Origin of the sequence: Thermosediminibacter litoriperuensis (assembly GCF_008124715.1) — a bacterium.
GTDB classification, from domain to species: domain Bacteria; phylum Bacillota; class Thermosediminibacteria; order Thermosediminibacterales; family Thermosediminibacteraceae; genus Thermosediminibacter; species Thermosediminibacter litoriperuensis.
This window is the reverse complement of sequence record NZ_VNHO01000001.1, coordinates 1-21,428: the sequence shown is the minus strand read 5'-3', so window position 1 is coordinate 21,428 and position 21,428 is coordinate 1. Positions and strand designations below refer to the sequence as shown.

General features: G+C 45.4%; 25 protein-coding genes and 4 tRNA genes. 25 read left to right on the top strand and 4 right to left on the bottom strand.

The features are described from left to right. Window positions 1-5: 5 nt before the first annotated feature. The 6 genes from cmk to LZ11_RS00105 all read left to right on the top strand — a co-directional run bounded on the left by cmk (window position 6) and on the right by LZ11_RS00105 (window position 6,322). Window positions 6-1,016 carry a (d)CMP kinase gene (gene cmk / locus LZ11_RS00130; protein WP_222927128.1) on the top strand — a complete coding sequence of 337 codons (1,011 nt, stop codon included), beginning with the start codon at window positions 6-8 and terminating at the stop codon, window positions 1,014-1,016. Beyond that, window positions 1,006-1,590: a lysophospholipid acyltransferase family protein gene (locus tag LZ11_RS00125; RefSeq protein WP_148865464.1), complete on the top strand. Its 585-nt coding sequence runs from the start codon at window positions 1,006-1,008 to the stop codon at window positions 1,588-1,590. Before cmk ends, LZ11_RS00125 begins: the two co-directional genes overlap by 11 nt. Window positions 1,591-1,675: 85 nt before the next feature. Then, entirely contained in the window at window positions 1,676-3,694 is a 2,019-nt protein-coding gene (locus LZ11_RS00120; protein WP_148865462.1) for a bifunctional 4-hydroxy-3-methylbut-2-enyl diphosphate reductase/30S ribosomal protein S1, read from the top strand. A gap of 46 nt (window positions 3,695-3,740) precedes the next feature. Continuing rightward, entirely contained in the window at window positions 3,741-4,790 is a 1,050-nt protein-coding gene (gene fni / locus LZ11_RS00115; RefSeq protein WP_148865460.1) for a type 2 isopentenyl-diphosphate Delta-isomerase, read from the top strand. A gap of 119 nt (window positions 4,791-4,909) precedes the next feature. Then, a complete protein-coding gene (gene speD / locus LZ11_RS00110; RefSeq protein ID WP_148865458.1) occupies window positions 4,910-5,284 on the top strand; it encodes an adenosylmethionine decarboxylase in 375 nt (124 codons plus the stop codon). Between the two features lie 264 nt (window positions 5,285-5,548). Next, complete coding sequence (locus tag LZ11_RS00105) at window positions 5,549-6,322, top strand: CheR family methyltransferase (RefSeq protein WP_148865456.1); 774 nt, start codon at window positions 5,549-5,551, stop codon at window positions 6,320-6,322. A gap of 68 nt (window positions 6,323-6,390) precedes the next feature. Here the strand turns inward: LZ11_RS00105 and LZ11_RS00100 are convergent. From LZ11_RS00100 to LZ11_RS00085, 4 genes are all read right to left on the bottom strand, one after another. Continuing rightward, window positions 6,391-6,466 (bottom strand) — tRNA-Lys (locus LZ11_RS00100). An 11-nt stretch (window positions 6,467-6,477) separates the two neighbouring features. Further along, window positions 6,478-6,563: transfer RNA gene (locus LZ11_RS00095), tRNA-Tyr, on the bottom strand. Window positions 6,564-6,573: 10 nt separating this feature from the next. Then, window positions 6,574-6,649: transfer RNA gene (locus LZ11_RS00090), tRNA-Thr, on the bottom strand. A gap of 5 nt (window positions 6,650-6,654) precedes the next feature. Beyond that, window positions 6,655-6,731 (bottom strand) — tRNA-Ile (locus LZ11_RS00085). 135 nt (window positions 6,732-6,866) lie between these two features. Between LZ11_RS00085 and LZ11_RS00080 the strand changes: the two genes are divergently transcribed. From LZ11_RS00080 to LZ11_RS12285, 19 genes are all read left to right on the top strand, one after another. Next, the gene (locus LZ11_RS00080; RefSeq protein WP_148865454.1) at window positions 6,867-7,916 is read left to right on the top strand and encodes a M42 family metallopeptidase; all 1,050 of its coding nucleotides are present in this window, start codon (window positions 6,867-6,869) and stop codon (window positions 7,914-7,916) included. Next, window positions 7,907-8,929, top strand: a complete 1,023-nt coding sequence (locus LZ11_RS00075; protein WP_148865452.1) for a M42 family metallopeptidase — start codon at window positions 7,907-7,909, stop codon at window positions 8,927-8,929. The genes LZ11_RS00080 and LZ11_RS00075 overlap by 10 nt, the downstream gene beginning before the upstream one ends. Next, window positions 8,926-9,918: a M42 family metallopeptidase gene (locus LZ11_RS00070; RefSeq protein WP_148865451.1), complete on the top strand. Its 993-nt coding sequence runs from the start codon at window positions 8,926-8,928 to the stop codon at window positions 9,916-9,918. The genes LZ11_RS00075 and LZ11_RS00070 overlap by 4 nt, the downstream gene beginning before the upstream one ends. A gap of 95 nt (window positions 9,919-10,013) precedes the next feature. Next, the gene (locus LZ11_RS00065) at window positions 10,014-10,220 is read left to right on the top strand and encodes a 4Fe-4S dicluster domain-containing protein (RefSeq protein WP_148865449.1); all 207 of its coding nucleotides are present in this window, start codon (window positions 10,014-10,016) and stop codon (window positions 10,218-10,220) included. Continuing rightward, on the top strand, window positions 10,221-11,348 hold the full coding sequence (locus LZ11_RS00060) for a 2-oxoacid:acceptor oxidoreductase subunit alpha (protein ID WP_148865447.1): 1,128 nt from the start codon (window positions 10,221-10,223) through the stop codon (window positions 11,346-11,348). 1 nt (window position 11,349) lies between these two features. Then, complete coding sequence (locus tag LZ11_RS00055) at window positions 11,350-12,186, top strand: thiamine pyrophosphate-dependent enzyme (RefSeq protein WP_148865445.1); 837 nt, start codon at window positions 11,350-11,352, stop codon at window positions 12,184-12,186. Between the two features lie 11 nt (window positions 12,187-12,197). Further along, window positions 12,198-12,725, top strand: coding sequence for a 2-oxoacid:acceptor oxidoreductase family protein (locus LZ11_RS00050; RefSeq protein WP_148865442.1), 528 nt, complete (start codon window positions 12,198-12,200; stop codon window positions 12,723-12,725). Window positions 12,726-13,018: 293 nt separating this feature from the next. Further along, window positions 13,019-13,186, top strand: coding sequence for a hypothetical protein (locus tag LZ11_RS12295; RefSeq protein WP_170240236.1), 168 nt, complete (start codon window positions 13,019-13,021; stop codon window positions 13,184-13,186). 93 nt (window positions 13,187-13,279) lie between these two features. Then, on the top strand, window positions 13,280-14,443 hold the full coding sequence (locus LZ11_RS00045; protein ID WP_148865440.1) for a tetratricopeptide repeat protein: 1,164 nt from the start codon (window positions 13,280-13,282) through the stop codon (window positions 14,441-14,443). 16 nt (window positions 14,444-14,459) lie between these two features. Continuing rightward, window positions 14,460-15,221 (top strand): 5'/3'-nucleotidase SurE, encoded by a 762-nt coding sequence (gene surE, locus LZ11_RS00040; protein ID WP_148865438.1) that lies wholly within the window; start codon window positions 14,460-14,462, stop codon window positions 15,219-15,221. Window positions 15,222-15,243: 22 nt separating this feature from the next. Beyond that, entirely contained in the window at window positions 15,244-15,405 is a 162-nt protein-coding gene (locus tag LZ11_RS00035) for a YpmA family protein (RefSeq protein ID WP_148865436.1), read from the top strand. Window positions 15,406-15,471: 66 nt separating this feature from the next. Then, window positions 15,472-16,584 carry a PRK06851 family protein gene (locus LZ11_RS00030; RefSeq protein ID WP_148865434.1) on the top strand — a complete coding sequence of 371 codons (1,113 nt, stop codon included), beginning with the start codon at window positions 15,472-15,474 and terminating at the stop codon, window positions 16,582-16,584. 108 nt (window positions 16,585-16,692) lie between these two features. Next, window positions 16,693-17,427: a DUF6612 family protein gene (locus LZ11_RS00025; RefSeq protein WP_342782574.1), complete on the top strand. Its 735-nt coding sequence runs from the start codon at window positions 16,693-16,695 to the stop codon at window positions 17,425-17,427. Between the two features lie 34 nt (window positions 17,428-17,461). Continuing rightward, a complete protein-coding gene (locus LZ11_RS00020) occupies window positions 17,462-18,661 on the top strand; it encodes a pyridoxal phosphate-dependent aminotransferase (protein ID WP_148865430.1) in 1,200 nt (399 codons plus the stop codon). A 47-nt stretch (window positions 18,662-18,708) separates the two neighbouring features. Beyond that, window positions 18,709-20,136 (top strand): adenylosuccinate lyase, encoded by a 1,428-nt coding sequence (gene purB, locus LZ11_RS00015; protein ID WP_148865428.1) that lies wholly within the window; start codon window positions 18,709-18,711, stop codon window positions 20,134-20,136. Window positions 20,137-20,236: 100 nt separating this feature from the next. Next, window positions 20,237-20,482 carry a hypothetical protein gene (locus LZ11_RS00010; protein WP_148865426.1) on the top strand — a complete coding sequence of 82 codons (246 nt, stop codon included), beginning with the start codon at window positions 20,237-20,239 and terminating at the stop codon, window positions 20,480-20,482. A 131-nt stretch (window positions 20,483-20,613) separates the two neighbouring features. Beyond that, window positions 20,614-20,826: an FmdB family zinc ribbon protein gene (locus tag LZ11_RS00005; RefSeq protein ID WP_148865424.1), complete on the top strand. Its 213-nt coding sequence runs from the start codon at window positions 20,614-20,616 to the stop codon at window positions 20,824-20,826. A 93-nt stretch (window positions 20,827-20,919) separates the two neighbouring features. Further along, window positions 20,920-21,084, top strand: coding sequence for a hypothetical protein (locus tag LZ11_RS12290; RefSeq protein WP_170240235.1), 165 nt, complete (start codon window positions 20,920-20,922; stop codon window positions 21,082-21,084). A gap of 48 nt (window positions 21,085-21,132) precedes the next feature. Next, the gene (locus tag LZ11_RS12285) at window positions 21,133-21,282 is read left to right on the top strand and encodes a hypothetical protein (protein WP_170240234.1); all 150 of its coding nucleotides are present in this window, start codon (window positions 21,133-21,135) and stop codon (window positions 21,280-21,282) included. Window positions 21,283-21,428 lie beyond the last annotated feature (146 nt).

The following is a 21,428-nucleotide window of genomic DNA, read 5'->3' as shown; positions in this document are numbered from 1 at the left end:
GTCGTTTGAAGGTTAGAGGTGTTAGAGGCGCGATCACCGTTGAAGAAAACACGGCCGCTGCCGTGAAGGATGCCACAAGAGAACTTCTTTCCAGGATGATGGAATTAAACGATATAGCGGTTGAAGATATTTGTTTTATTTTGTTCAGCGCTACTGCGGATATAGATGCAGCTTATCCGGCATCCGCGGCGAGGGAAATGGGTTTGGATATGGTACCTTTACTGGATGTTGGACAGATGGCCGTGCAGAACGGTTTGCGAATGTGCATCAGAATACTGATGGTGTTTAATACGGAAAAAGATCATAGGGATATAAAACACGTCTATCTGAGAGGTGCGAGAGTCTTAAGGCCGGACCTCATCTACAGCGTAGCGATTGACGGACCGGCGGGTGCGGGTAAGAGTACCGTAGCCAGGATAATAGCAGACAAGTTGAATCTCACATACGTAGATACGGGGGCCATGTACAGAGCGATTACGTTAAAAGCCCTCGAAAAAGGCGCTTCAAGGACCGCGGAAATAATAAATATAGCCGAAGAAAGCAGCATAGAAATAAAAAAGGGCCGTATTTACCTCGATGGAAGAGATGTAACCGAAGAGATAAGAAAGCCCTCCGTAGATCAGAAGGTGTCGAAGGTCGCCTGCATTCCGCAGGTGCGGCAGAGGTTGGTGAAACTACAGAGAAAAATGGCAGAGAATTATGGTGTCGTTATGGATGGAAGGGATATAGGAACCACAGTGCTTCCCGATGCAAAATACAAATTCTACCTGACCGCCGATATAAAGGTAAGGGCAAAGCGCAGGTACGATGAAATGTTGAAGAAAGGGATAAAGACCGACTTAAAAAAAGTTGAGGAAGAATTGGCCGAAAGAGACCGACAGGACAGGGAAAGAGAGTGTTCACCCCTTACAGTAGCAGAAGATGCGGTAATAATAGATACCACCGACAAGACCCCGGAAGAAGTCGTTGAAGAAATTTTAAGCCATATAAAGAGAAGGGAGAAAAATGTTTTATAATTTTGCAAAGTTCGCTTGTTCGCTTTTAATAAATATGCTTTTCAAAATCCGGGTTGAGGGTCTGGAATTCTTTCCAGAAAAAGGGGCAGTAATAGTTTATTCCAACCACAAAAGCTGGTGGGATCCAGTCATAGTTGGCTGCATTTTAAAAAGACCGGTTTTTTTTATGGCGAAAAAGGAGCTTTTTAAAATCCCGGTTTTCGGCTTTATTCTCAGGAAATTAAACGCTTTCCCGGTTAACCGCGGAGCTCCAGACAGAAAAGCGATAAAGACAGCTGTGGAAATTCTGGCTGATAAAAAGGTATTGGGCATATTTCCGGAAGGTACGAGGAGCAAAGACGGAAGTCTAAAAGAACCCGAACCCGGTATCGCCCTGCTGGCGGCGAAGGCGAAGGAAGTGGCTCTGGTGCCCGTAGCCATAACTGGGGACTACAGGTTTTTCAGCAGTATTACCGTCAGGGTGGGGAAACCCATGCGGCTTTCTCTCGATGAAGAGGAAAAATTGAATTCGAAAAAACTGACCGAGATAAGCAGGGTTATTTTTAATGAGGTATCAAAATTACTATCGTATTGATCTTGCTTTTTAATATTTAAGAAGGAATTATTGGATTTATATAGAATTCAAATAAAGCAAAAAATAGCATTGGGAAGTGAGTTTTGTGCAAATTATAGTGGCAGAGCATGCAGGTTTTTGTTTTGGTGTCAAAAATGCCGTGCGATTGCTGGAAGATTTGATAAAAAAAGGGGGAAAAACCTACACTTTAGGGCCGATCGTACACAACCAGCAGGTAGTTAAGAAAATGGAGAACCTGGGTGTAAAAGCCGTGGATGTGGATGATATAAGCGAGGGAAATCTAGTGATTCGAACCCACGGGGTACCGCCCGATGTTATAGAACGAGCCCGCGCCAGGGGCTTAAACGTGATCGATGCCACCTGCCCGTTTGTTAAAAAAGTTCAGAAACTGGCTCAGGATCTGTCCAGTAAGGGCTACACGGTGGTGATAATCGGCGACCCCAACCACCCCGAAGTGAAAGGTATAAAAGGTTGGTGTCCCGGCGAGGCGGTAGTAATCGAAAACGAGGAAGACGCCAGGGCGTTTTTTACGGACAAAAGGGTGGGGGTTGTCGTCCAGACGACCCAAACCGAAGAAAACGTGAAGAGGATAATGGATATATTGAAAGAGAAGCTGGATCTGGCGGTTTTTCATAACACCAGGTGTAACGCCACCCAACAAAGGCAGGAAGCGGCGAAAAAAGTTGCGGAATTGGTTAACGTAATGCTGGTTGTGGGAGGGAAGAACAGCTCCAATACGAAAAAACTGGTGCAGGTTTGTCAGAATGTAGGAGCAAGGGTGTACCATATTGAGACCGCCGAAGAAATAAAGCAAGAGTGGTTTCAGGAAGTCGAAAAAGTCGGCATTACTGCAGGTGCTTCTACACCTGACTGGATTATAAAGGAGGTTATAACAAAAATGGAAGAAATTTCGAAAGAAATGGAGAATCAACAAAGAGAAGTAGCTTACGATGATGAAATTTCAGAACTTGCAGAAGGTAAAATTGTTGAAGGCACGGTCATGAAAGTAAGCGACAAAGAGGTTCTGGTGAATGTAGGCTATAAGTCGGAAGGCATAATACCCCTGAACGAGCTGTCGAACTTACCTTTCTCATCGCCTTCCGAAATCGTAAAAAATGGGGATAGGATCAAAGTCTTGATATTAAAACTCGAAGATAAAGAGGGAAATCTGATTCTTTCCAAAAAGAGAGCCGATACGGTCGAGGCCTGGAGTTATCTGGAGGAGGCTTTTGAAAAGAAACAGACCGTAGAGGGAAGGGTTATAGAGAGCATAAAAGGAGGTCTTCTGGTCAACGTCAGGGGATTGAGAGGTTTTATCCCTGCATCCCACGCCGACCTTAAATATGTAGCTGACCTGTCCGGTTACGTAGGGAAAGATCTGAAATTGAAGATTATAGAACTGGACAGGGATAAAAAGCGAGTGGTGCTTTCCCATAAATTATTCCTCCAGGAAGAAAAAGAGAAGTTGAAGGAGGAAATCTGGGAGAAAGTAAAAGAGGGCCAGGTCATTCGAGGGACAGTCAAGAAATTGACCGATTTTGGGGCTTTTGTCGACATCGGGGGTTTCGACGGGCTGATTCACATATCAGATCTGTCGTGGCAGAGGATAAACCATCCCTCTGAAGTTTTGAGTGAAAATCAAGAAGTGGAAGTTAAAGTATTGAAAGTGGACAAAGAGCGAGGCCGTATATCGTTGGGACTGAAACAGCTCAGCCCCGATCCGTGGGATAATATAGAACAGAAGTACGCTATCGGGCAGGTAATCCAAGGAAGGGTAGTAAAACTTACCAATTTCGGAGCTTTTGTGGAATTAGAACCGGGGGTTGAAGGTCTCGTACACGTATCTCAGATTTCCAAAAAACGTGTGGCTACCCCGAAGGATGCGTTAAAAGAGGGGGAAACCGTAAAGGCAAAAATCCTTGATATAAAGCCGGAAGAAAAGAGGATAAGCCTCAGCATAAAACAGGCGCTCGATGACGAACAGCCGCCGAGAAAAGAGAAAAAAAATGAGGAAAAAACTTCCGTGCCCAGAGAAGAACTCAACGTAACCATAGGTGATGTGGTGGGCGATATCTTTAAGAAAGATGAAAACAATAATGATTAAACACAATTGGGAGGGTTATTCCTCCCTTTTTTAGAGGGGAGCTTTAATGAGCAAAAGATCGAGGAGGAAGAAGGAACACATCAGGTACAGCCTGATGCTGGAAAAGAGATTGGAAAGAAACGTTTTTTCCGATATAACGCTGCTCCACAACTGCCTGTCGGAGGTAAATCTCGATGAAATAGATATTTCCACAAACCTCCAAAACCTCCGGCTAGAAAAACCCATAATAATAAACGCCATAACCGGCGGCTTTTCTTTTGCACGCACCATAAACCGTGAACTGGCCAAGATTGCTAGAGAATTCGGCTTCGCCATGGCCGTGGGGTCTCAACGAATTGCCATAAACGACAAGTCTGCTCAAGCGAGCTTTAAAGTGGTAAGAGAGGAGAACCCTGAAGGTTTAATTTTCGCGAACATCGGGGCTGACGCTTCCCTTGAAGAGGTCGCCGAAGTGGTTGGGATGATAGACGCTGATGCCGTACAGATTCATCTAAATACACCTCAGGAGATAGTCATGGCCGAGGGTAGAAAATGTTTTTCGGGTACTGTGGAGAATATAAAGCGAATAGCAGCTGGTGTAAAGGTGCCGGTCATAGTAAAAGAAGTTGGATTTGGCATGGCCAGAGAAGAAGCCAGGATACTGGTCGATTGCGGGATAAAAATAATCGACGTGGGAGGGGCCGGGGGAACCGATTTTATAGCCATCGAAAACCTGAGAAACAGAAAGGATGCGGTAAACACCCTGGAAGGCTGGGGCATTCCTACGCCTGTAAGCCTTATAGAAGTAATCAGCGAAATCGGAGATAGGGCCGATATTATTGCATCGGGGGGATTGAAAACCGGCCTTGACGTAGCAAAATCGCTGGCGCTGGGAGCCAGGGCGGCGGGTCTGGCCGGCACCGTCCTGTATAAATTGTTGAAAGGTGGGTCGGCAGCCCTCAGAAAATATCTGTGCCAGGTGGAAAGGGAACTCAGATACTCGATGGCGATGGTGGGAGCGAAAAATCTATCGGACTTGAGAAAAAGACCATTAATTATTGGAGGAAAAACGTATAATTGGCTGAAATTCAGAGGTATACAAATAAAATCACGTTGAAATGGCGAACAGGAGGAATTTTTCAAGGATTTTTCTCGAATCTATTGACATTCTGCAATAATCTGCTACAATTTAATTTGATTGATTCAATTCAAAATGAAGGGGGCTGTGATAGCAAGATGAAAGCCTTGGGCCGTCACATCTTAGCGGAAATTTATGATTGTGATCCAAACGTATTAAACGACAGGGATCTAATCGAAGAAATAATGGTAAAGGCCGCGCTGGAAGCCGGAGCAGAAGTCAGGGAAGTCGCCTTTCATAAATTCAGTCCGCAGGGTGTCAGCGGTGTAGTGGTGATTTCAGAATCCCACCTTACCGTTCATACATGGCCCGAACTGGGATATGCGGCAGTAGACGTTTTTACGTGCGGAGACAAGGTGAACCCCTGGGATGCCTGCAATTACATTGCAGAAAGATTCGAAGCAAAGCATATGACCGCCTCCGAAGTTAAAAGGGGTGTATTTGAAAAACCCGTAAAGGTGGTTAACTTTTAAAATTTAATAACGGAAGAAGGGGATAGGTTGATTTTTGAAAAACCCTTTGAATACGGATTTCGTTAACGGGAAAAATGCGTGGACGATAGGTCGCGCATTTTTTCCGTTTTTGTATAAATATTTTTGTTTCGGGTTATATTATTAGTGAAGACCCCCTTTACATTTAGCCCCCATGATACACGATTTTCGTGTATCATGGATTTTTTTTGCCCATTAGGTACGGTATAATATACCAAGAGTTTAAGTAGTAGGGGGTTTGAGCTGTTGGACGTATACCAGGAATTTATCGCCAACATTAAAAGATTGACAAAAATCGACCTTTCATCTTATAAGGAAAAGCAGATGAGAAGGCGCATAGACTCTCTTATGAAAAGAAATAACATGCCGGACCTCTTAAGCTACTTCAGGCTTTTAAAACAGAGCGAAAAGCACCTGAAGGAATTTTTAAATTACATAACCATAAACGTGTCGGAATTTTTTCGAAATCCCATACAGTGGCAGGTGCTGGAAAAGGAGATTTTGCCATGCTTTATATCGAGCAGGAAGGTCTTGAAGGTATGGAGTTCGGCGTGCGCTTCTGGAGAAGAGGCGTATTCTCTGGCCTTGCTCTTCGAAAAAATCAATTACGACAGGGTTGAAATCCTCGCCACCGATATAGACGATGAGGCGCTGAAAGCGGCCCGGTTAGGAGTTTATTCGGAAAAAAGCGTGGAGAATGTACCGGAAGATCTAAAGAAAAGGTATTTTACGGTGAAAGAAGGTCAGTACGCAATAAAAGATGAAATAAAAAGGAAGGTAAAATTTAAAAACCTCAACCTGCTGGAGGACGAATTTCCGGCAAACTGCCACCTTATTTTGTGCAGGAACGTAATGATATATTTTACTGAGGAGGCTAAAGATAGACTCTACAGGAAATTTTATAATTCCCTGGCCGACGACGGCGTGTTCTTTGTGGGCAATACTGAGCAGATTATAATGCCGCAAAAATACGGTTTTATGAGTATTAAAAGCTTTTTTTATAAAAAGATAAAATTATAGAAGCTCGGCGAGAGCTTCTATTAATATGTAATAAGTAGTTTTATCAATAGAATTTTGTACATAAAAAATGGTGGGCCATGTAGGCTTCGAACCCACGACACCCTGATTAAGAGTCAGGTGCTCTACCAACTGAGCTAATGGCCCACATTAGATTATGGTGGAGAGAGGTGGATTCGAACCACCGAAGGCATCGCCAGCAGATTTACAGTCTGCCCCCTTTGGCCAGCTCGGGAATCTCTCCACATTTGTTATGGAGCCGACGATGGGACTCGAACCCGCAACCTGCTGATTACAAATCAGCTGCTCTGCCAATTGAGCTACGTCGGCAAAATTGGTGGGCCCACTAGGACTCGAACCTAGAACCGGCCGGTTATGAGCCGGCTGCTCTGACCGGTTGAGCTATGGGCCCTCATTCCCAAAACGCAATTTTAAGTATACAATAAAATCTCATTTTCGTCAATACGTTTATAGAAAAATTTTATCCCAAATGCAGGAAACTTATAAAAGTTGTAGAAGTAATAATCTAAAGAAAGGGGGAGTAAATTTGGATGTCAAGGAAGTACTGATGGAACTTTTATCAACTGATATACCGTCTGGATGTGAAGTGGACAGAGCCCAATCCTTGGTACAAATTTTTCAAAGGTACTGTGAAGATGTATCGGTGGATAAGCTGGGCAACGTAATAGGAAGAAAAGGGGCAAAGAACGCGGAAATAAAGGTCATGCTTGCTGCGCATATGGATGAAATAGGTTTGATGGTAAAACAGATCGACGACAGGGGATTTATCCGTTTCTCCTATATAGGAGGTATAGACCATCGTATATTACCTGCCCAGGAAGTAATTATTCACGGCAGGGAAAAAGTTCCGGGTGTAATAGGCAGCAAACCTCCTCATATGCAGGAACCTGAAGAGAGGAACAAAGCCCTTAAGTCCGAAGATATGTTCATCGATACCGGCTTGCCGGCAGAAAGAGTAAGGGAATTGGTAAGGATCGGTGATGTTATTACCTTCAAAAGAAAACCGTGTGAACTTTTGAATGGGTGCTTCTCCGGAAATGCTCTTGATGATAGGGCGGGAGTGGCCACTATTCTTTATTGCCTCGAGGAACTCGATAAGTTGCAATTTTCCGCAGAAGTTTATGCAGTAGCTACTGCCCAGGAGGAGGTAGGGTTCAGAGGAGCTATAGTTAGTAGTTATCACCTCTATCCGGATATAGGTATAGCGGTAGATGTCTGCCATGGAAATATGGCGGATGTGGCTGAAGAGGAAACCCATAAGCTGGGCAAAGGTCCGGCCATCGCTCTGGGACCTAATATTCACCCGAAGCTGTTTAATAGGCTAAAAAGCATCGCGGAGGATTACAACATTCCGTACCAGGTAAATCCCGAACCCTCAGCAACGGGTACCGATGCCTGGGCAATGCAGATAACCAGACAGGGTATTCCCACTTCTCTGATTTCCATTCCGCTAAGATACATGCACACTACGGTAGAAACACTCAACCTCGACGATATAAAGATCAGCGGGCGCTTGCTGGCACTTTTCATATCGTCGCTGGATAGAGGTTTTGTGGAGGGATTAAGATGTTATTGAAGGAATTAACGGAAGCTTTCGGCGTTTCCGGAGCAGAGGACGAGGTTAGAAATATCCTGAAGCGGGAGATAGAAAGCCTGGCACAGTTTAGGACCGATGCCCTGGGCAACCTTCTCTTTGAAAAACCCGGGAAAGGTAAAAGACCAAAAATAATGCTGGCAGCTCATATGGATGAAGTAGGCCTTATGATCACGTCTATCGGTAAAAACGGCTGGCTTAAGTTTGACACTGTCGGTGGAATAGACGACAGGATTCTGGTCTCAAAAACAGTAGTGATAGGTCCCCAGAAGGTGAAAGGGGTTATAGGAGCCAAAGCCATACACTTGCAGGAACCCAAGGAAAGGGAGACGGCTCTGAAGTCAAAGAATCTTTACATAGATATAGGCGCCAAAGACAAGGAAGATGCGGAAAAAAAGGTTAAAGTAGGCGATTATGCCGTTTTCGATTCCCAGTTTGAGCGCATCGGCTCCGATTTGATAAAAGCGAAAGCCCTGGATGATAGGATAGGCTGCTATATTATTACCGAGATCCTGAAGAAGGATTACGACCTCGTCATTTCCGGTGCTTTTACCGTTCAGGAAGAAATAGGTCGGAGAGGTTCTGCGGCGGCCGCTTATGCCATCGAACCCGATATGGCAATCGTTATTGAAGGTACTTTTGCCGCCGACGTACCTGAAAACAAAGAAGAAGGTTACAGCACCACCCTGGGCAAAGGGCCTGCCGTCACCCTTATGGACAAAACGTATATTGCCGACAGGCGGCTGGTAGATAGAGTGCTTCAGGTGGCGGAAAGAAAGGGAATTCCCTGCCAGCTGCGCAGGACCGCTTTTGGAGGTACCGACGCAGGTAGTATACATACGACAAAGGAAGGTATACCCACGATAGTGATTTCGGTGCCGTGCCGCTACATACACTCACCGGCGGGATTGGCGAGCCTTACGGATATACAAAATGCGATAGACCTAATAGACGCCCTAATTATAGATTTTCAGGAAAGGGGTTTAGGAAGATGAAGGAATTGATAAAAAAGCTAACCGAAACTTACGGCCCCTCGGGCGAAGAAAGCCAAATCCGGGAAGTTATAATAGGTGAGATAAAGGACCATGCCGATGAGATTCGCGTGGATGTTCTGGGAAATATAATCGCAAGAAAAGCCGGATCTGGCGAGAAGATGATGCTGGCGGCCCACATGGATGAAATCGGCCTTATAATCACAAACATAGACGATAAAGGGTTTCTCAGGTTTTCCAACATCGGGGGAGTATCGCCCTTCACCCTTATAGGCGAGAGGGTTATTTTTGAAAACGGCACCGTCGGTGTTTTAGGCATGGAAAAACCCGCAAATCTTTTCAAAAATGAAATGAAAGATTTGAAGTTCAACAACATGTTCATTGATATCGGTGCGAGATCCAAAGAAGAAGCATTAAAGAAGGTGCGGCTGGGAGACAAGGCGGTCTATTACAGGAACTGCGATATACTCGGAGACTGCGCGACAGCCAAAGCTCTGGATGACAGGGCGGGATGTGCCGTTCTGATACGGGTTTTACAAAATCTGAAATCACCTAGGTTCGATACATATTTTGTTTTTACGGTTCAGGAAGAAGTGGGCGTGCGTGGTGCCAAAACTTCGGCTTTCGGAATAGATCCGGATCTTGCCATTGCCGTAGACGTGACGATGACCGGAGACACACCCGAATCGGAGAAAATGGCGGTGGAGCTGGGCAAAGGACCTGCGGTTAAGGTGATGGATAGGTCGGTGATAAGCCATCCCAGGATAAAAGAGATGCTGATCGAAGCTGCTGAGAAAAATAAAATACCTTACCAGCTGGAAGTGCTCGAAATGGGAGGAACTGATGCGGGAGCCATTCACCTGAGCAGGTCCGGCGTACCGTCCGGAGGTCTTTCGATTCCGACAAGATATGTCCACACACCGTCGGAAATGGCTTCAATTGATGATATCGAAAAAGCTGCCAACCTGCTGCTGTGCGTGCTGGAAAAATAATCCGAGGAATTATCCTCGGATTATTTTTCCCCAACATACTGGCATACTTTATGCATTAAAATTTAATGCAGATGAGCTTCAAAGGGAGGGATAAGATGAAAAAAAAGTTTCAAATTTCCGTCGTCGGCAAAAGGTGCAAAAAATGCGGCATATGCGTGGCCTTCTGCCCGAAAAAGGTTTTAAAGATGGAAATAAACTCGGTGCCTGTAGCCGAACGTCTGGAAGAATGCATAGGGTGCAACTGGTGTTACCTCAGATGTCCGGAAATAGCAATTTTCGTCAAGGAGAAAGAGGTGGTATAGATGCATGACAGGATTAAATTTCTTCAGGGGAACGAGGCCTGCGTCGAAGGGGCGTTAACGGCGGGTGCCAGTTTTTATGCAGGGTATCCCATTACTCCGTCATCGGAGATAGCGGAGTTGGCATCAATCAGGCTGCCGGCGGTGGGAGGAGTTTTCATCCAGATGGAGGACGAAATAGCCAGTATGGCCGCTTTGGTGGGCGCTTCCATGGCGGGTGCTAAGGCTTTTACCGCCACCAGCGGACCGGGATTTTCGCTGATGCAGGAAAACATAGGGCTGGCGATAATGACCGAAGCACCATGTGTCATAATAAACGTCCAGAGGAGCGGGCCGAGCACGGGCCTTGCCACCAAGCCGGCACAGGCGGACGTAATGCAGGCCCGGTGGGGCACCCATGGGGACCATGCCATTATAGTACTTTCTCCGGCTTCCGTTCAAGAATGTTACGAACTTATGATCCAAGCTTTTAATTTTGCAGAAGAATTCCGAACACCGGTAATATTCTTATCCGATGAAATTGTAGGACACATGAGGGAAAAAGTAATACTGAGGGACGACATACCCATCGTGAACCGTAAATTTCCAAAAGTGGATCCACCGGAATACAGGCCTTACCAACCCGGTGAAGACGGCGTGCCGCCTCTGGCCTATTTCGGCAGCGATTACATATTTCACGCTTCCAGCTCCATGCACGATGAAACCGGTTACCCGAACAATGTACCGGATAACGCGGAAAAAGTTATAAAAAGACTTTATAAAAAAATATACGATCACAGGGATGAGATAATCATAACGAAGGAGTATGAGACGGAGGACGCTGAAATCATCCTGGTTTCCTTCGGAGCTTCGGCGCGCAGCGCCCGGGAAGCGGTATATATTCTTCGAGAGTCAGGATATAAAGCCGGGCTGTTGCAGCTCAATACGCTGTGGCCTTTCCCCGACGAGAAGGTCAGACAGCTGGCCGATAGGGCGAAGTTTATGGTTGTGCCAGAAATGAACTTGGGGCAGATAATCAGTGAAGTGAAAAGGGTCGTTGAAGCGAGGATTCCCGTTTATGGAGTAAATAAGGTAAACGGAGAGATCATCACTCCTTACGAAATTCTTGGTAAGATTAAGGAGGTATTTTGAAGTGGGAAGAACCATATTCGATTATATTATCGAAGAGCGGCTGCCCTTTTTCTGGTGTGAGGGGTGCGGCAACGGCATAATAATCAAGGCCATTGCTCAGGCTTTTGCCGACCTGGATCTGGACCCGAAGAAAATCGTAATCGTTACCGGAATAGGGTGCTGGGGAAAGGCCGACGACTATTTGGCCACCAACAGCTTACACGTGACTCATGGAAGGGCGCTGGCAGCCGCCACAGGAGTGAAGGCCGCCAATCCAGAGCTTAAGGTTCTGGCGCTAATGGGTGACGGAGACGGGATTACTATAGGCGGAAACCACTTTATCCATGCGGCCAGGAGGAATATGGATATAACCGCGATCATTTCCAATAATTTTAACTACGGTATGACTGGCGGCCAGTATTCAGGTACAACGCCTGAAGCTAGCGTAACCAGTACTTCGCGTTACGGGGCTGTTGAAACTCCCTTCGACGTGTGCAGGCTGGCCCAGGCTGCCGGAGCGCCTTACGTGGCCAGAGCAACGGTGTACCATGTAAATCTCCTTGAAAAATATATAACGACAGCTATCGCGAAAAAGGGCTTCTCGGTCGTCGATGTGATAAACGTATGCCCCACCTATTACGGCAGATTAAACCGAATGAAATCGGCGGTCGAAATGATGGAATGGCTGAAAATAAGCAGCACCACCAACCTGTCGGAAGGCAATATAGCGGAGAACCGGTTTGCAATAGGCGAGTTCGTAAACGAAGACAGGCCGGATTTCACCGAAAAGTATAGAGAAATTCAGAGAATAGCCCGGGAAGATATGACCAAACTTGAAGAAGATTTAGGAGGAAGATAGGAGGCGTTTTTATGAAAAGAAGGACCGAAGTGGTCCTGGCTGGCTTGGGAGGCCAGGGTCTGATATTGATAGGGAAGATTTTAGGGGAAGCCGCCGCCATATACGAAGGAAAAAACTCGGTTCAGACCCAATCCTACGGAGTAGCTTCGCGGGGAGGGTTTTCTAAATCCGAGGTCGTCATTTCCTCGGAAGAAATAGCGTATCCCGAGGTTCTGGACCCTGATGTAGTGCTAACCTTATCCCAGCAGGCCTACGACTTATACAAGAACAAGGTTAGAAAAGACTGCTGGTTGATTTACGACAGCGATACCATAACCGGAGAGGGTGTTTCCGATAAAGAATTCGGATTTCCGATTACGACTGTCGCCGTTGAGCTAAGGAACACGAGGATACTCAATATGATAGCGCTGGGGATACTGGTGAAATTAACAGGAATCGTAAGCGTAGAAAGTATTCTCAGGTCCTTGGAGAAAAATATCCCCTCTCAATTCAGAGATGTAAATCTTAGGGCTTTCCAGCGGGGACTGGAAATGTCTTAAGTGGATTCTTCTGCAACGGTTTTCTACGTAGATATAATAAAAGGGGTTGAACTGTTGTCGAAAAGTTTTCTTTGAAATTATGCACGAGAGTCTCATGTCTCCCATAGACTTATATTGATAAGAAGAAAGGGAGGCGTGGGAAAATTAACATGGCGGTACATTGTCCTTTTTTAAATGAATACAAGGTTTTTCATCTCATCAATGCAAACAGCGTAATTTACAGATGCGAGCTCGGAAAGGTCCTTTTAAAACAGAAAGACTTAAACAAAAAATGGGCATGCGGGGGTTGTATAGTGCCCTGGATACTGGCGGGCCGGCCCTGTAGATACCTGAAACCCAGAAAGGATTTTATATTAAGGGGTTCGAGCCAGACATGGTTTACCTGTGAATTGCTGGATATAAGTCTTGAAAGACCCCACGAATTCTGTGATGCCCATTGCCAGCACTATATTCCGGTTTAACGGTATGCTGGAATGGGCATATTTTCGTGATAAAGCAGGAAAATAAAAGAAAAAATAGAATAATATGTTATATAAAGGAAAGGGGGGGACTGGATGAATAAAACTGAAGCTCTACACCTTCTTTCTAAGGTATTTAACAGGAGATTTGTATCTATAACGCACTTTTATCTGAGCATTTTATACCGAGCAAACATGTACGATGCTGCTCTTGATTATGTCAGGAAAATGTTGCTTCGGTCGCCAGGATTCGTCTTATTCTGCTGGGGTGGATTAATCTGTTATTTCAAGAGGGATTTCAACGGGGCTTTACATTATTTTGAAAAGGCTCTTTCTGTAGAGGATGCCGCAGAAATAAGATATTTCCTCGGAGAAACATGCCTGGAATTGATGGAGTTTGAGAAGGCCGAGGAAAATTACACCTTGATAGTGGACAACCCGGCTCTAAAGGTAAAAGCGATGTACGGGCTTGCTTTGTGTAAATCCGGGAAAAGCCAGTACAAGGAGGCTTTGGAGCTGCTCAACTGTGCTTTACCCGAAGCCAGGGGTGCTGACTACGTAAAGATTCAGAACAAAAAAGGGCTGTGCCTGATGGAACTGGGACTCCTGGAAGAAGCGAAGGCATGTTTTTGCGACTGCTTAAGCCGGGCGCCGGGAGACAATAATGCGAAGCTGAATCTGGCTTTGGTACTGAGCAAATCCGGGGAATACGAAAAAGCTATAAATCTATATAAATCGGCATTATCCAGATTTCCTCATGATATAATTGCCATTAACAACCTGGCATTATGCCTTGCCGCATCGGGGCGTTACGAGGAGGCCCTTGAATATTGCGAGAGGGGACTGGCGATGGACCCGCTTAACGGAGACCTGCTGATAAACAAGGGCTACTGCCTGTATAAGATGGCGGACTACAAAAAGGCCATTGAGTGCTTTAGAGAAGCCGAAAAGCTTGTCAAGGATGACCTCGTGGTGAAGAACAACATGGCATTGTGCCTTATGGCGGTAAAAAAATACGGTGAAGCCCTCCAGCTGTTGGAGGATGTTTTGCAAAAACACAGGAGCGATGATATATTAATAAATAAGGCCTTCTGCCTCATTAAGATGGGACTCTACCGAGAAGCAGCTGAATGCTATAAAGAACTGGAGGGTAGAACTACAGACAAGGCCGGTATTTATACCATGCTGGGTATATGTTTTGAAAGATTGGGAGAAACTGAAAAAGCTGTTGAATATTACAACAAGGCATTAATTGCTTGAGAATAGGGGTGCAGGAATGAATATTCTTATTACCAATGATGACGGTGTGTACGCCGAAGGCCTTTTGGCGTTGGCCAGGGAAATATCCAAAATTGCGAAAGTGACGGTTGTGGCCCCCGACAGGGAAAGGAGCGCTACAGCTCATGCGATAACCATGCACAAACCCCTAAGGGTGGAGAGGGTTAATCTTCATGACTGTCACGTAGAAAGCTGGATGGTGAACGGGACTCCGTCGGACTGCGTAAAACTGGCCCTGGACGCACTGCTCAACGATGCTCCGGATTTGGTGCTGTCGGGGATTAACAGGGGGCCAAATATAGGAACTGACGTGATTTACTCCGGTACAGTATCGGCTGCTATCGAAGCGGCAATTTACGGCATTCCGGCAGTGGCCTTTTCTGTCGCCGCTTATGAGAATGTATCGTATGACTACCCGGCGTGCTTCGCCAGAAAGCTTTGCGAAAGCTTGATGGAAAAGAAGTTTCCCAAGGACACCTTATTAAACGTCAACATACCTCCCTTAGACGATGAAGACATAGCAGGCGTTTTAATAACGCACCTGGGGAACAGGAGGTACAAAAACTGCTTTGACAGAAGGCAGGATCCCAGGGGCAAAACCTATTACTGGCTGGCAGGAGAGGCGGTGGAGGACCTGGGTGACACCGGTTCCGACATTTGGGCAATCAAAAATAATTATATTTCGATTACACCAATTCACTTTGATTTGACTAATTACGAAGTAATTGATAATATAAAAAAATGGGAACTGGAGCCATAAAAATTTGGAAAGGAAAGTTTGAATGGAAGCCAAACTCGAATTGCTGGCAAAAAAGGAATTTAATTACCACGACGAACTGTATCAGTTGGTGGATTTCCTAAATAAATCGTTGAAAAAGAAGGGTTTTATCTTCGGGCTGTCAAAAGAAGGCGACAAAGCTCTCATAACAATATATGAGACCTGACATTCACCAATCGGGCCTCCTCTTAATAAGCTGTATATGAAAGGCTTTTTTAGAGGAGGCATTTTTATGGAAGGACGTATAAAAAGATTTTTCCCCGGCGGAAGCACTTCTAGGGGGTACGTGTCGTTTTTTGATCATATACTGCCGTGGGCCCAGGCAAGTAAAATTTTCATAATAAAAGGTGGACCTGGGATTGGAAAATCCACCTTCATTCGGAAAATAGGAGAACGTCTTTCGAAAAGAGGAATCGACATAGAATTTCTTCACTGTTCGGCGGATAGTGGTTCTCTGGATGGGGTAGTTATCCCCGAGTACGGGATAGCTCTTATTGACGGGACGGCACCCCACGTGGTTGATCCTAAATATCCGGGATGTGTTGACGAAATCATAAATTTAGGGGACTTCTGGGCTGAAGATGGTATAAGAAAACACAAAAAGGATATACTTGCACTACAGGAAGAAATAAGCAGGTGCTATAAGAGGGGCTTCGGTTATCTGAAAGCGGCCAGGGCCGTCTATGATGAAATGCAGGAAATATATTCATGGGCTATCGATGCAAAAAAGGTTTGCCAAACCTGTGAAGAAGTAATCAATAAAGTATTTTCAGATGTCCGCAAAAAAGAAAAAGAGTCAAGGCAAAGGCATATGTTCGCCAGCGCCATAGCTCCGGAAGGTTTGGTGAATTTTTTAGAGAATCTTTTTGAGGGTGTTAAAAAACGTTTTATTTTGAAAGGCGCGCCGGCGTTGGCAAGAACCCGTCTGCTCAATGCGGTACTGGACATAGCTCTGATGAAGGGGCTCGATGTTGAGATTTTCCACTGTCCTTTGTCTCCCGAGCGGGTGGAGCATCTCATAATTAAGGATCTGAATGTAGGGTTTATAACTTCGGTAGAACCGCATGTTTTTCCGCAGGAAAAGCCAGATGATTTGATAATAAACTTTGATGAATTACTCACTGACTCCGAATTCAGCAGATACAGGGAAGACGTAGAATACTTAAAAAGGATTTTCACGGAACTGTTGGATAAAACGGTCGGGTGTTTTAAACAAGCCAAGGCTTTGCACGATAGATTGGAAAGTTTTTATATAACAAATATGGATTTTAAAAGGATTGACCAGAAACTGGAATATACTTACGGAGCAGTCATAAAATTGATTGACGGTGCCAGCAGTGAGTAAAAACAAGGGGAATTGCTCCCTGTTTTTTTATTGTTGTAAGAAGGAAAACTAAAAGTTGATGAAGAATATCTTATTCTAACGATACTGCTTTTCAGGGGGACTAAAGTGATGACATACCGTAGTTTAAAGTCGACAAAGAATATCGCAGTTTACGTAATAACGATCTTAATAATTTCCATGGTTTTGGCGGGTTGTGGCGACAGGTTCAAAAATCTGTCACCCAAAGAGGCAGTCATAAAAGCCAACGAAAAATTGAAAAATGTAACAGGCTATAGAATGAAAATCGATGCGGAATTGATAATAAAGGATATAAAGCAGCAGGTTACGCTTACCGGGGAAGTAAGAAATCCAGATCAGGTTCACTTAACCGGAGATCTTGCAGGGATGGAAATTGAAATTTACCAAAAGGGAGATAAATTTTTTATAAAAAACCCCCTTACCGGTAAATGGGTGGAGACTAAGGAAATGGGGCTCGGGGATATGAACGATATCATTTCAACTCCAGAAAAGACTTTAAACGATTTAAAGGACATGATATCGGAAGCTGAATACCTGCCGGATGAAAAGGTAAGCGGGGTCGACTGCAAGGTCATAGAGTACATACCTGATCAGGAAAAGCTGAAAAAAATCGTGTTTGAAGGCAACGAACCCGGGAGTATAAAGGATATAAAGGCGAAGTACAGGATATGGATAGGTAAGAAAGACTTTTTAATTTACAAAATGAATGTTGATCTTAAATTCGATACGGATGAAACAGGAGAGCAATTTATAAATATGACGGTGCTGCTTTACGATTTCAATAATGATATAAATATAAATTATCCGAAAGATTTGGCATCCTGATGAATATTATAATAATGAAGGAGGGCCTTAATTGATGAACCTTTCTCAAAAAGCGCGCAACATCAGTCCGTCTCCAACGTTAGCAGTTGACGCTAAAGCCAAACAGCTCAAAAGCGAAGGACACGACGTTATCGGTTTTGGTGCTGGTGAACCCGATTTTGATACGCCGGATTTCATAAAATCCGCCGCTGTAAACGCCATAAATCAAGGTTTTACCAAATATACTCCCGTTGGAGGCATTCCCGAGCTCAAAAAAGCCGTAGCTGACGTATTAAGGGAGGATATAGGTGTCTCTTACGAGCCCAATCAGATTATAGTATCAAACGGGGCAAAGCAGTGCCTTTTTAACGCCCTGTATTGCCTGTGCGATCCCGGGGACGAAGTTCTGATTCCTTCACCGTTCTGGGTTAGCTACCCGGAACTCGTAAAACTATGCGGAGGAACCCCGGTATTTGTACCTACTTCAGAGTCACAGGATTTTAAATTAAAGGCTGAGGCTATAAAGCCCCTTATAACCAAGAAGACTAAGGTGCTGATAATCAACAGCCCCAATAACCCCACTGGAAGCGTGTATACGCGGGAAGACCTGGAAGAGATAGCCAAGTTAGCCCTGGAAAACGATCTTTTTGTAATATCCGACGAGATCTATGACAGGCTCGTTTACGACAGGGAAACCCATGTAAGCATAGCATCGCTCAACAACGAGATCTACAACAGGACGCTGGTCGTAAACGGTGTTTCTAAAGCTTATGCAATGACCGGGTGGAGGATAGGTTTTGCGGCAGGTCCCCGGGAACTCATTAAGGCGATGACCGATTTACAAAGTCATGCAACGTCAAACCCTAATTCTATAGCCCAGAAAGCCAGCCTTGAAGCTTTGACGAACCCCGCCAGAAAGCAGGCCGTAGAGGTGATGGTACGGGAATTTTCAAAGAGAAGGCAGTATATGGTGGAGAGAATAAACAAAATAGAGGGACTGTCCTGCCGGATGCCGAAAGGGGCATTCTACGTGATGATGAACGTATCGAAAACCTTCGGCAAATTCATAGACAATAGAGTAATTAAGGATTCCACAACCTTTGCCGAGGCTTTACTTGAAAAATACAAGGTGGCGGTGGTACCCGGTATTGCCTTCGGAGCCGACGAATATGTAAGGCTTTCCTATGCCACTTCTATGGAAAATATAGAGAAGGGACTAGATAGAATACAACAGTTTGTTGATGATCTGATGTAAAGCAGGCGTTATTTCCTGCTTTTTATTTTAGAAAAGGAGCTGACATGATGAAACAGTATTTTGAGAATCCTTTAGCAGAAAGATACGCCAGCGAGGAAATGCTCGCAAATTTTTCACCTTATAAAAAATTTACGACCTGGCGAAGACTGTGGATAGCTTTAGCGGAAGCCGAGAGGGAGCTTGGGCTTCCCATTACCCAGGAGCAGATCGATGAGATGAAGGCCCACGTAGATGATATAAACTTTGAAGACGCCGAAAGGTTTGAGAAAATCACAAGGCACGACGTAATGGCACATATATGGGCTTTTGGAAAGCAGTGTCCCAAAGCAAAACCCATCATACACCTCGGGGCCACCAGCGCTTTTGTGGGGGATAATACTGACATCATACTCATGAGGGACGGCCTTAATATATTAAAGAGAAAGCTGGTAAACGTCATCGACAATTTAAAGCGCTTCGCATTGAAATACAAGGACATGCCCACCCTCGGTTTTACTCATTTTCAGCCGGCCCAGCTTACTACAGTCGGCAAGAGGGCGTGCCTTTGGATTCAAGACCTGGTCATGGACCTCTGGGACCTGGAATACGCCGAGCAGAGCCTGCGGCTGAGAGGGGCCAAGGGTACCACAGGTACCCAGGCGAGTTTTATGAAACTTTTCGAGAATAATGAGGAAAAGGTCAGAATGCTGGACCGGTTAATATCCCAAAAAATGGGATTCGACAGTACTTTCCCCGTGACCGGCCAGACCTATCCGAGAAAACAGGATTCCCGTGTACTGAGGGTACTGCAGTCCATTGCCGAAAGTGCCCATAAATTCGCTTGCGATATAAGGCTGCTGGCGAGTTTGAAAGAAATCGAAGAACCTTTTGAAGAAACCCAGATAGGTTCGTCAGCCATGGCTTACAAGCGGAATCCCATGCGCTGTGAGCGCATGACCGCTCTGTGCCGTTATGTGATAGTCAACGGCCTCAACCCGTATCTTACCGCCGCAAATCAGTGGTTTGAGAGGACCCTTGATGATTCTGCCAATAGAAGACTGGTCATCCCGGAAATGTTCCTGGCAGTAGACGCTATACTGAACATTTACATGAATGTGAGCAAGGGGTTAGTGGTTTACCCTAAAGTTATCGAAAAACACGTGATGGAAGAACTTCCTTTTATTGCAACAGAAAATATCCTGATGGAAGTGGTGAAGAGGGGCGGTGACAGGCAGGAACTCCACGAAGCCCTGAGGATGTATTCTATAGAAGCTTCAGCTGAGGTGAAGGAGGGAAACCCCAACACGCTGATCGACAAAATTGCCGGTGATGCCAGGTTCAGGATGACAAAAGAAGAGATAATCGAAATGATGGATCCGTCTATTTTCATTGGTCGAAGCCCGGGTCAGGTGCTCGAATTCATAAAAGAAGTGGTTGACCCGATATTGACGAAATACGAACGATATCTAGGAGCTGCAGCTGATCTGAAAGTATGATTTTTTAATGACCCCTCTTTCGAATTTTAGGACAATACTATTAGGCTTGAGCCTGTTAAATATAAATTAATTAAAAAAATAAATTTGAGGAGGGGTAATATTGTCCACCTTGCCGGCCTTTAAAGCTCGGTGCAAGCCGTCTTACATCGAAGGCGTCGATACTTGTGAAGATGCGATGCGGCGGCAGGATTGGAGCGGTGAGATGCTGGGAGTCAGATGCCCTAAGTGCCAGGAGCTTTTCTTCTTGTTTTACACCCATCAAAGCGACAATTTCGGCAGTTTTAGAAAAATGTGGGGGTTTTGCACTAGCTGCAGGCACAGGTTTGAGGGTGTAGTCAATAAATAGAGCTTAAAAGCCAATAACCCGCCAGGAATAATCCGGTGGGTTTCTTTTTTTACGTCATGACAAAACCGGGAAAAAACCTTATAATTTTTATTGAGGCTTTTTATTAGATTTACAGTAAAGGAGAATGTCATATGCCGACCTATGATTTCGTGTGCAGGAAATGCGGTCATAAGTTCAGCGAATTTGTATCTTTAAGGGAAAAGGAAAACGTAAAATGTCCGGAGTGCGGTGGGAAGGTTGAACAGCGCTTTACGGATTTTATATATGTAGGTAAAGGGGGATCTGGAGGTTCCGGGTCCGGAGGCTGCAGCGGTGGGTGTGGCAGCTGCAGCGGTTGCCGATAGGAGGGATGTTCTCTTCTGAGAGCAGTCAAAATCCGCCTCCATGGTTACATATATTGGATACATTGTGGAATAATACCTTTAGGAGGTGGATTTATGAAGGGTAATACTATGAGCTGGGTAGTCACGGGTGTCGGGGCGGTCGTGGCTGGAGTCGGCACAATGGTAGGAGGAACTCTGGGCGCCGGTATAATCGGCTTCGGACTTGCGCATATAGTCCTCGGCATACTCGATATGTTCAGATCTACAGTCCGTCAGTGATTTCTAAACCCTGCAGAAACCGCAGGGTTTTATTTATGTGCGCCCGGCATGGGCGTTAACTCGGTGGTGAAAGTCCACTGCAGGCGAGGCAGCACTAGCCTGCTAGCCGAAGGCAAGGGTGTCCACTGCGAGGTGGAATCTGAAGGAAGTTGGAGGCAAAGCCACGGCCTGATGAACAAGAACCCCATAGGAGGCTAGACCGTTCGGATGAGCTGGCATAACACAGCGAAATCCCAGGCTGCCAAGGGGCGGTAGAGTATATGGGGCGGGCGCGGGGCGAAGGTTAACGCTCTTACCCGGGGAGGCCTGCCGGTAACGCCAGGTAAAGCTGGTAACCCGTGCTG

Excerpts from the sequence above, each read along its gene's own strand:
- LZ11_RS00125 (WP_148865464.1), top strand. The coding sequence starts at position 1,006 with ATGTTTTATAATTTTGCAAAGTTCGCTTGTTCGCTTTTAATAAATATG.
- fni (WP_148865460.1), top strand. The coding sequence starts at position 3,741 with ATGAGCAAAAGATCGAGGAGGAAGAAGGAACACATCAGGTACAGCCTG.
- speD (WP_148865458.1), top strand. The coding sequence starts at position 4,910 with ATGAAAGCCTTGGGCCGTCACATCTTAGCGGAAATTTATGATTGTGAT.
- LZ11_RS00075 (WP_148865452.1), top strand. The coding sequence starts at position 7,907 with ATGTTATTGAAGGAATTAACGGAAGCTTTCGGCGTTTCCGGAGCAGAG.
- LZ11_RS00070 (WP_148865451.1), top strand. The coding sequence starts at position 8,926 with ATGAAGGAATTGATAAAAAAGCTAACCGAAACTTACGGCCCCTCGGGC.
- LZ11_RS00065 (WP_148865449.1), top strand. The coding sequence starts at position 10,014 with ATGAAAAAAAAGTTTCAAATTTCCGTCGTCGGCAAAAGGTGCAAAAAA.
- LZ11_RS00060 (WP_148865447.1), top strand. The coding sequence starts at position 10,221 with ATGCATGACAGGATTAAATTTCTTCAGGGGAACGAGGCCTGCGTCGAA.
- LZ11_RS00050 (WP_148865442.1), top strand. The coding sequence starts at position 12,198 with ATGAAAAGAAGGACCGAAGTGGTCCTGGCTGGCTTGGGAGGCCAGGGT.
- LZ11_RS00045 (WP_148865440.1), top strand. The coding sequence starts at position 13,280 with ATGAATAAAACTGAAGCTCTACACCTTCTTTCTAAGGTATTTAACAGG.
- surE (WP_148865438.1), top strand. The coding sequence starts at position 14,460 with ATGAATATTCTTATTACCAATGATGACGGTGTGTACGCCGAAGGCCTT.
- LZ11_RS00035 (WP_148865436.1), top strand. The coding sequence starts at position 15,244 with ATGGAAGCCAAACTCGAATTGCTGGCAAAAAAGGAATTTAATTACCAC.
- LZ11_RS00030 (WP_148865434.1), top strand. The coding sequence starts at position 15,472 with ATGGAAGGACGTATAAAAAGATTTTTCCCCGGCGGAAGCACTTCTAGG.
- LZ11_RS00025 (WP_342782574.1), top strand. The coding sequence starts at position 16,693 with ATGACATACCGTAGTTTAAAGTCGACAAAGAATATCGCAGTTTACGTA.
- LZ11_RS00020 (WP_148865430.1), top strand. The coding sequence starts at position 17,462 with ATGAACCTTTCTCAAAAAGCGCGCAACATCAGTCCGTCTCCAACGTTA.
- purB (WP_148865428.1), top strand. The coding sequence starts at position 18,709 with ATGAAACAGTATTTTGAGAATCCTTTAGCAGAAAGATACGCCAGCGAG.
- LZ11_RS00005 (WP_148865424.1), top strand. The coding sequence starts at position 20,614 with ATGCCGACCTATGATTTCGTGTGCAGGAAATGCGGTCATAAGTTCAGC.
- LZ11_RS12290 (WP_170240235.1), top strand. The coding sequence starts at position 20,920 with ATGAAGGGTAATACTATGAGCTGGGTAGTCACGGGTGTCGGGGCGGTC.
- LZ11_RS12285 (WP_170240234.1), top strand. The coding sequence starts at position 21,133 with ATGGGCGTTAACTCGGTGGTGAAAGTCCACTGCAGGCGAGGCAGCACT.